General features: G+C 62.1%; 8 protein-coding genes. 6 read left to right on the top strand and 2 right to left on the bottom strand.

The features are described 5' to 3' along the window. Positions 1 to 463 precede the first annotated feature (463 nt). Positions 464 to 688: a hypothetical protein gene (locus tag ABIA30_RS27270; protein ID WP_370071313.1), complete on the bottom strand. Its 225-nt coding sequence runs from the start codon at positions 686 to 688 to the stop codon at positions 464 to 466. 398 nt (positions 689 to 1,086) lie between these two features. On the opposite strand from ABIA30_RS27270, the gene ABIA30_RS27265 reads away from it, so the two are divergent. Next, positions 1,087 to 1,950, top strand: coding sequence for a family 16 glycosylhydrolase (locus ABIA30_RS27265; protein ID WP_370071315.1), 864 nt, complete (start codon positions 1,087 to 1,089; stop codon positions 1,948 to 1,950). Between the two features lie 425 nt (positions 1,951 to 2,375). On the opposite strand, the gene ABIA30_RS27260 is transcribed toward ABIA30_RS27265, so the two are convergent. After that, positions 2,376 to 2,927, bottom strand: a complete 552-nt coding sequence (locus ABIA30_RS27260) for a DUF4188 domain-containing protein (protein ID WP_370071311.1) — start codon at positions 2,925 to 2,927, stop codon at positions 2,376 to 2,378. 92 nt (positions 2,928 to 3,019) lie between these two features. On the opposite strand from ABIA30_RS27260, the gene ABIA30_RS27255 reads away from it, so the two are divergent. The 5 genes from ABIA30_RS27255 (at position 3,020) to tyrS (ending at position 8,385) form a co-directional block, all read left to right on the top strand. After that, positions 3,020 to 3,664 (top strand): MerR family transcriptional regulator, encoded by a 645-nt coding sequence (locus tag ABIA30_RS27255; RefSeq protein ID WP_370071309.1) that lies wholly within the window; start codon positions 3,020 to 3,022, stop codon positions 3,662 to 3,664. Between the two features lie 686 nt (positions 3,665 to 4,350). Next, entirely contained in the window at positions 4,351 to 4,746 is a 396-nt protein-coding gene (locus ABIA30_RS27250) for a diguanylate cyclase (RefSeq protein WP_370071307.1), read from the top strand. A gap of 293 nt (positions 4,747 to 5,039) precedes the next feature. Next, positions 5,040 to 6,266, top strand: coding sequence for a diguanylate cyclase domain-containing protein (locus ABIA30_RS27245; protein ID WP_370071305.1), 1,227 nt, complete (start codon positions 5,040 to 5,042; stop codon positions 6,264 to 6,266). 204 nt (positions 6,267 to 6,470) lie between these two features. Continuing rightward, a complete protein-coding gene (locus ABIA30_RS27240) occupies positions 6,471 to 7,082 on the top strand; it encodes a DNA-3-methyladenine glycosylase (RefSeq protein WP_370071303.1) in 612 nt (203 codons plus the stop codon). Positions 7,083 to 7,110: 28 nt separating this feature from the next. Continuing rightward, complete coding sequence (gene tyrS / locus ABIA30_RS27235; protein WP_370071301.1) at positions 7,111 to 8,385, top strand: tyrosine--tRNA ligase; 1,275 nt, start codon at positions 7,111 to 7,113, stop codon at positions 8,383 to 8,385. Positions 8,386 to 8,690: the final 305 nt, after the last annotated feature.

Raw genomic sequence — 8,690 nt, 5'->3', positions numbered from 1 at the left:
GCCTCCGGGCCGGCGATGTGTCCGAACGGATGGCCCGCGCAATCACCCTGGGCGCCATAGCCATCGATCCCGATCAAGGGATCCTTCTCGACCCTTCCGGCACTGCGTTCAGGCTGGTCACCTAACCCCGGCGCCGGAGCCGCCTAAAGCCCCATCCACAGGTCTTGACAATATCTCCGCCGCCGTAATCGGCGTTGGCCAAGCTCTCTTCGATCGCTACGGTGAACTCGCTGTTTTCGTCCGCGCCGATGCACCTAGCCGTCGCAAGTTGGCAGTACTAGTTTTGCGGAGCGCAACTGGGTTTTTGCAAGATAGATTGACAAGCCTCCGCGACACGCCCGAATTTTTGTCAAAGTAGCCAGGCGTGTCTTGTCAATCTTCCTTGCATCTCGACAGTGGTGGTGGGTTGTGTGTTAGTTCTCAAACTGGGTGTCACATTCTCAATTCAGATGTCACACCGATGTCACCAATGACAAAAAAGTGATAAAAATCCGGAGGAGAAACCAACGCCTGGTGTGATGCGTTCAAAGTCTGGCCCGAAGCAGAACAGCAGCTTCAGTCGCTTGTCTGCTTGCTGAACCCGGGCGACCAGCGGTGCGAAGGCCCGCGCGTAGTCCTCGGCAGTCACCGTTCCCCGTGCAGCCAACCCCTGCACACCGCGTGGAACATCGGCCATCTCGGCAAGCACAAGTCCAGCTAACCAAGGACCGTGGGCTGGCCGCAACGATCACCGTCGGTTTAGAGGAGCACGCCAACTACGCGCAACAACTGGCCTGAGCGCGTCGTCGCCGAAATCGTCGACCCGCGAACAGTTTTGCGATGTCGACCGCTGCGCCAGGCGGTGCCGCCGAGACACGCTTTCGTGGTTTGGGTGTCGCTGGCAGCGCCCTCGAGGGGGTGGTTTGAGCCCTTCGGGGGACACAGGATGACGGTCTTGGCTTCGTGTGAAGCGGCAGGGAACGGGAGTGTCGATGACGATCAACACAGCGTTGTCGAACAGGCTGACAAACAGGTTGAACGACCGTCGTCAGTTGCTTGGTCTGAGGTGCCGCACGTTGCGTCGCCTACGATTTTGGTGTGCCTGACATGGATCGCCGCAGCATCATGATGATGGTTGGCCTGGGTGCGGCTGCGGCCGTGCTGCCCTTTCCGAAGGCCGATGCCGAGCCGTTTCCGGTTTCCCCGGGTCCGGGAACCGGCCCGGCTACGCCTGCCGGCGCGCCGGCAGGTCCGGCGATGCTGTTCCAGGACGAATTCAACGGCCCCGCGGGTGCACCGCCGGATCCGGCGTGGTGGTCCATCGTGCCGGCGCGTGAGGACATCCGCAATCCCGTCGAATGGGACCAGCCGTACAACATGGGCCGTTACGTGACTGACCAGGAGCACGTGTTCCAGGACGGCAAGGGCAATCTCGTCATCCGTGCCACACGTGGCCCGGGCAAGAACATCCAGGAGCGTTATGCCAGTGCCAAGATCGTCGGTAACTGGCGCGGCGGGATCGGCACCACCTGGGAGGCCCGCGTCAAGCTGAACTGCCTGACTGACGGCGCCTGGCCGGCTTTTTGGCTGCTCAACGACGATCCGGTCCGCGGCGGCGAGGTCGACCTGGTGGAGTGGTACGGCAACCGGGACTGGCCATCGGGGACCACCGTGCACGCCCGGTTGGACGGCACGTCCTTCGCCACCGACCCGCACCCGATCGACAGCGGCTGGCACACCTGGCGGGTGACCTGGCAGCCGACCGGAATGTACTTCTGGAAGGACTACGCGCCGGGAATGGAGCCGTTTTGGACGGTGCCGGCGAATTCTGTGGACGACTGGCCGTTTAACGATCCGGGTTACACGTTGGTCCCGGTGTTCAATCTTGCTGTCGGTGGTTCCGGCGGGCGCGAGCCTGGTGGCGGCAATTATCCGGCCGAGATGCTGATCGACTGGATTCGCGTCTTCTGATCAGCGCTCCTGCGATCGATGCCTCACCGTAGCAGTTGCAGGTCGCGCGCGCGGCGCTGACCCATCACCGCAATATCACCTTCATTGTCGGCGATGTGCTGGCAGATCCACTGTCGGGTCGAACGGTTGACTGGGTTTACAGCCGGTTCCTTTTGATGCATGTGAGTTGATGCATGTGAGCGATGTGCGCCGTGCTTTGGCGGCGATCGTCGACATGGTCACCGAGGGTGGCCGCTGTTGGCTGAGATTGCCGACGCCGCGAGCTTGCGGTTGACGCTGCCGATCCGGATGGTGATCTGTGGAAGCGTTGGTGGTTCAAGCTGGGCCAGGCGCGAGGGTTGGCTTTTCGATGTCGCCGAGTGGGCGGTGTGCGGCGTAGCACTGTCGAGCCCGGCGGCAAACAATGATCCAGTCTGGTCGCTCGGTCAGATGGGGATGTAGTCCGAGTCGGTTTCGTTCATTTTCTGATGGGTGCTGTTGCGTGGAGATCCGAAGCGCCCGTGCACCCCGAGTGCTTTACCCAAGCCCAGTGGTGCCAGATTGCCGTAACGCGTTTCGATGTGATCGGCGGGCACCCGGTAGGTCTCGTGCCAGATGCCAACGTCACCGGTGCCGGCGGCGTCGCGGTTAAACGCGGCCCAGGCCGGCGCATGGGTCAGTGAGGGATCCTTGGCGAATTTGCCGAGGTCTTCGACGCTGCGCCAGTACTGCACTGTGATCACGTCCCGGCCCGCCCAATACGTTTTGGCATGTAGGAGGCCCAGGTCGGGTTTCTTCGCCAGCTGCATCAGCATCCGGGGCATAGCCACGAAGGTTGGGAACCAACTGCGTACCTTGCGCCACCGGTGGATGCGTGCGCCGATTAGGAATACCACCACCTCGTTTTCACCCACGTCTGCAACCGCCTCGACCAGCACGCCTTCTGGGACACGTTGCACAGCGTCGCGATACGCGCGGGGGATCATGTTCTGAGTCATCGCATCTCCTACACTGGATAGTGAAAGTATCTAATGGTAGATACTGAGACTATCTACTGTGGTATGTCAACCCGTGCCACGTAAGGAGTCGAGTGCGAATCTCCGAGCTTTCCGAGCAGTCCGGCGTCACCGTGGCGACCATCAAGTACTACCTGCGCGAGGGCCTGCTGACGCCCGGAAGCAAGGTCAGCCAGCGGCAAGCCGATTACGGCGAGCTGCATCTGGCACGTTTGCAACTGCTGCGCGTGCTGCGCGAGGTCGGCGACATCCCGGTGGCCGATCTGAAGAAAATCGTCGATGCGGTGCAAAACGAATCACTGTCGATACACCAGATGTTCGGCGCGACCTACGACGCACTGGCGCGTTCGTCGGATGCCCTGAATGAGCCTGATCGTGCGCTGGCCGCCCAAGTTGTTGAGAAGGCCGGCTGGACAGATGTACGGTCAGATGCGCCTGTGCTCGACCAGCTCGCGGGTCTGCTCGGAGTGCTCAACGACTTGGGCTGGCCGTTTGACTTACCAAACGCCGCAACCTATCTCGGCCTCATCGACGCAATTGCCGCCTATGAGGTCAGTAGGTTGACCGCGGCAGAGCTTCAAGCCGACCGCGACGCTGTGGTCCAGCAGATGGTGATAGGTCAGGTGGTATTTGGCCAGTTGCTACTCAACTTGCGGCGGCTCGCACACGAACACCACAGCGCGCTCAGATTCAACGAGCACGTCGACATCGAAAAATGACAAGAATTTGAGAAAATCCTCGCGTGGCATCGGGTGAGAATTTACCCGTCTTCGCAGCTCGCCTGGCCTGAAGATGACACGCGATTTGAGAACTGACACATCCACCGGGTTACCACCGACCGAAACCGCCTCCCCAGCCGCCGCGGGTCGGCAAGCCGACCGGACCCCCATAGCCACCGAATCCGGGGACGTATTGCATTCCATATCCGTAGGGGTATCCACCCCAGCCGGGGCTTCCCGAGCACTTGTCGATGTTCCCGGCGGAGACACATACCGTGGCTTGGACGGTGTCGCTTGTCGAGTGCGTGAGAGCGAATGGCGCTATTGCTACAGCCCCGACGAAGAACCCGGAGCCGACAGTCCGCACCACCGCATTGGGTGGCCACTTCATACGTCCAGATTACGCCTGCTGAGGCGCGATTCCCAGGTTGATAAGTGCCTCATCCGGCACTGAGATGACCGCGGTAACAGCCCTCACCGGGACTGAAAGCCCAACGGCGCGAACGGGACACCGCCATCACCAACCTGCACGGGGCGCTCGCTGGCTGCTCCATCGTCTACCAGTACGCAACTGAATGGACCATCGAAGCCGCCAAACCCGCTGCGGCTCCATCATTTAGCTCCGACCGGACCGAGGCCCAGTTGAGCGATCTCTACGTGCGACTGTTGGTTGACTTCTCCAGGAGGTGGTGCTCAAAACACTTGCCGCAGATCTCAACTCGCTTGTGAGATCGAGCGACCTGGTCTGTCGGATCGGCGGCGACGAATTCGTTGTGATGCTCGATGGCGCGGACAGCATTCAGGCGCGCCAGTTCGCCGGCCGGCTGCATCGGCGAATCGGCCAACAGAGCACCGGTGATGGTCCCCGGGGGTGTCGGTGGGAGTCGCCGTCCTCAATGGGCGCGGTGATGGCCTCGGCGCACTCCTACACCGCGCGGAGGAGGCCATGTACGCGGCCAAACGCGCCAAATGAGGCCCACTGGGCCGTTTGTCCGGAGCCAGAACATGCCGTGTTTGCTTCACCCCGGGACGGCGATGCGCCGACGGGCACGGTGTGCCCGGGAATGGCCAAGGCGCATTAGCTGTCGGCGTTCGGTCAGTCTCGCAGCCACTGAATTCCGACCAATAGAAGCAGCACTCAGCAAGTCCAATTCAGTGATGTTCCGACCCGTGTGATGCGGTGAAATTGAAGATCAAGTGACTGCAATCGCGCTAGCCCGCATGTATCTGGCAATCTACAGCAAACGTTGCACTGCGACATCGTGCCGTTCGGAGTTGTAGGCTCGTGGTCGTCAAAACTTTGCCGAGGGGCTTCATGAATCTGTACGGTCTGCCAGAGTTTGGTGCTTACACCCTGCTGGTTGCCATAGCCTGCGTGCTCATTTATCAGCGGCCGAGCTATTCGCTCGGCTACTGGCTCGCCGGTTGGGTGCTGATCGTGATTCACGCAGGGATTTTCATGTTGATGCCAGCGCAACTGCCTTATGACCTCGTGGGCCGGGGAACACTGGCCTTGGCTGGCCAAGCATTCCTCCTGGCAGCCTTCTACCAGTCCTCGCGTGCATCCCGAAGCCGCCGGATTCTGATTCCGGTCGCGATCTCGGGCAGTCTCAACGTCGCGTTTCAAGTGGTAGCCACCGCAGCGGCCCACCACCCGACCGTGCACTGGTCTAGCGGATGGCTCTATGCCCTGCTGGCACTCGGTGTAGGCGCGACGGTGTGGCTGGTCAACGCCGACCGTAGTGCCGGCGCGCGCGCCGTAGCGCTGTCCACGGTTCTGGTCCTGATTGTCTATGGACTGCAATCGGTCCTGCTGGCCCGCCAAGGGCCAATGATGGCGAGCCAGTGGCTGATGTGTTGGACCTATCTGGCCGCGGCGTATCTGTTTCTGCGCCAGACGCCCACAAAGTCCATCGGCGTGACCTTTACGGCACTGAGCTTTGCACTGTGGGGGTTGGTGTTTCCCACCTACACCCTGCTCGCGATCTATGCACCAGCCGCCGCTGCACACGTTGAGGCCGGCGTGTGGAACCTCCCGAAGTTTCTCGCCGCCGCCGGCATGATCCTGGCCCTGCTCGAGCACCGCATCGCATCGGCCACTTATCTGGCCACCCACGACGAACTCACCAAGTTGCCAAACCGACGGTTGTACGACCGCCGTCTAACCGAGGTCATCACCCAGGCGCAACGTCGCGACACTGGATTCGCATTGGTCGTCATCGATCTCAACGGATTCAAGACGGTCAACGACACCCTGGGCCACCAAGCCGGTGACGAACTCCTGCAGACGGTGGCAGCGAGATTGCGCAATGTCGTCCGGCATACCGACACACTGGCCCGCACCGGCGGGGACGAATTCACCGCCATATTGGAACCGGTCGCTGACATCACCGATGTCGATCACGTCCCGGACGCGATCACCCACTCGCTGCACGAGCCGATAACCATCCAAAACACACCATGTCTGGTCACTGCGAGTGTGGGTGTTGCGATTTATCCAGCCGACGGCACCACCATCACTGGTCTCACCACCATCGCCGACCGACGGATGTACCACGACAAAGAGGGAAAAAGAGGAATGCCGAACGCCGCACAATTCTGACAACCGAAGCCAACAAGACGCGCAAAACCAGCCGACGAAGAGGCGCGTGAGTACTTGATCGGTACCATCTCGCGAAGACGACCGCATCGAACACGGACAGAACGAAAACACGGTGCAAACGGAATTGACCCCCGCGCTGAACGCTGCACGCACTCGACGACTGGGCGCCGAATGCATATCGGCCGCACGGCAGAATCACGCGGCATGAGCGCTGTCGAGCTGGCGATAGATCCGGTCGGGGCGGCACGACGACTGCTCGGCGCCACCTTGTGCGGGCGCGGGGTTCGCGCGCGGATTGTCGAGGTGGAGGCCTACGGCGGGCCCGCCGACGGGCCTTGGCCGGACCCGGCCGCGCATTCGTTCCGTGGGCCGACGGGCCGTAGTTCGGTGATGTTCGGTCCCGCTGGTCGGCTGTACGTGTACCGCAGCCATGGCATTCACGCGTGCGCGAATGTGGTGTGCGCGGCGGAGGGTGTTGCCGCAGCGGTGCTGCTCCGTGCTGCCGTGATCACCGATGGCGACGAGGTGGCGGGTGCCCGACGGGGCGCCGGAGTTGCCACCACCCAGCTGGCCCGGGGACCGGGGAATCTGTGTGCAGCGACAGGAATTAGTTTGGACCACAACGGAATTGACCTCTTCTCCGCCCGGTCGCCGATTCGGTTGGAGCTGTCCGGCCCAACGGTCGCGTGTTGTGGACCCCGGGTTGGGGTCAGCAAGGCAGCTGATCGTCCGTGGCGGTTCTGGTTGGCCGACGTCCCGGCGGTATCGGCTTACCGACGCAGCCCGCGCGCACCCGCACTAGGCGACAGCGACTGAGCGCGGGTGGTACGGCAAGATCGGCGCTATGGACACCGGCATCCTCGATGAGTTGGACTGGCGCGGGCTGATCGCGCAATCCACGGACCGCGACGCACTCGCGGCCGCGACCACGGGTGGGCCGTTGACGTTATATGCGGGCTTCGACCCGACTGCGCCGAGCTTGCACGCCGGCCACCTGGTCCCACTGCTCACCCTGCGCCGTTTCCAGCAGGCCGGACACCGACCGATTGTGCTGGCCGGTGGCGCAACGGGCCTGATCGGTGACCCGCGCGACAGCGCCGAACGCACCCTGAACACGGCCGATACCGTCGCCGAATGGTCTGAGCGGATCCGCGGCCAGCTGGAACGGTTCGTCGAGTTCAATGATTCGGGCACCGGCGCCATCGTCGAGAACAACCTGTCCTGGACAGGGCAGCTGTCGGCGATCGAGTTCCTTCGCGACCTGGGCAAACACTTCTCGGTGAACGTCATGCTGGACCGCGACACCATCCGCCGCCGGCTGGAAGGCGACGGTATCTCGTACACCGAATTCAGCTATATGTTGTTGCAGGCCAACGACTTTGTAGAGCTCAACAAACGCCATGGCTGTGCCTTGCAGATCGGTGGATCCGACCAGTGGGGCAACATCATCGCCGGGGTACGGCTGGTGCGTCAGAAGCTCGGCGCGACGGTTCATGCGCTGACCGTGCCGCTGGTCACCTCGGCCGACGGCAAGAAGTTCGGCAAGTCGACCGGTGGCGGCAATTTGTGGCTCGACCCCGAACTGACCACGCCATACGCCTGGTACCAGTACTTCGTGAACGCAGCTGATGCCGATGTCATCGGCTACCTCCGCTGGTTCACCTTCCTGACCGCCGATGAGCTGGGAGAACTGGAAGTCGTTACCGCTGAGCGGCCACATGAGCGGGCAGCGCAAAAGCGGTTGGCCAGGGAATTGACGACGCTCGTCCACGGGCAGGCCGCCACGGATGCGGTCGAATACGCCTCGCAGGCGCTGTTCGGCAGGGGAGACCTGGTGGATCTCGATGAGCCGACCTTGGCGGCGGCGCTGACCGAGACCGAGGTGGCCGAGCTGGCGCCGGGCGGTCCGAACCTGATCACCGACCTGTTGGTGGCCACCAAACTCTCGAAGAGCAAGGGTGAGGCCAAACGCACCGTCGCCGAGGGTGGCGTGTACGTCAACAACGTGCGGATCGAAAGTGACGAATGGGCCCCGCAGGCATCGGACTTCCTCTACGGTCGGTGGTTGGTGCTCCGCCGAGGCAAGCGGAACCTGGCCGGCGTCCGTCTGACGGACTAGTCGGGCTGCTCGGTTCGGCCAAAATAGGCCTCCTACCTGCGGATTTGACTCCCCGTTTCCAAGCACGTAACTTTATCCACGTCGCCGCGACACGGGCCCAGCCCGGAGAGCGCGGCAGACTCCGAGAGAGAAACCCATTAAGGTGGGTGTCTCGCCGTCCGCACTAGAGTCAGCGGCTTTTAGCCGCGGGTTTTTTGCGCGGTCAGCTCGGGCGTGTTGTTTGAGAACTCAATAGTGTGTTTGGTGGTTTTTGTTTGTTGTTTTTTGCCATGCTCCCGTTTTCCCGTTTGTGGGGTGTGGTGTTG

The sequence above is a fragment of the Mycobacterium sp. MAA66 genome, from assembly GCF_041261665.1.
GTDB lineage: Bacteria > Actinomycetota > Actinomycetes > Mycobacteriales > Mycobacteriaceae > Mycobacterium.
Note: the sequence above shows the minus strand (reverse complement) of the source record. Positions and strands in the feature narration are given on the sequence as shown.